General features: G+C 45.0%; 1 pseudogene. It reads right to left on the reverse strand.

The features are described from left to right. Positions 1–484, reverse strand: a pseudogene (locus B3182_RS03370) (MFS transporter); the annotation flags it as partial.

Here is a 484-nt window from a genome sequence, read left to right on the forward strand (position 1 = left end):
GGACTGAGTTTGGACATCATCGAAGGCAAGCTGGCTTCAAGAATATTAAATGCGGTGAAAAATAACCATAAGCAAATCATCAGCATGGCCAATGAACCGGGTAATAGAGCCCAACCGACCTGAGCGACGGCCAGTACAGCAATTGCGCCGGTAAAAACCAGTTTCATTTTACGCTGTTTTTCGGCCAGCAGAATAAACGGCACCATGCAGATAAACGCCAGTAATAACACTGGTAAATAGGTTAAGGCTAAATCCGCTTTGGCGACACCAGCATAATCCTGCAAAGCAATCGGCAGTGCAAAAAAGCTTAAGGTGAGTAATAAATGGAGAATCAGAATACTGGCCACCAGCCGCATAATGGAGGTATTTGCCAATACCTCACCAATTTGCGCACGGGCAGGTTTCATATCCTGATGTTGTTTGTGTTTATAAGGAGTGGGGACCCACCAATGCAATACCAGCATGCCAAAAATAGCCATTAATG

This window comes from Methylophaga sp. UBA4204 (genome assembly GCF_002379485.1).
GTDB lineage: Bacteria > Pseudomonadota > Gammaproteobacteria > Nitrosococcales > Methylophagaceae > Methylophaga.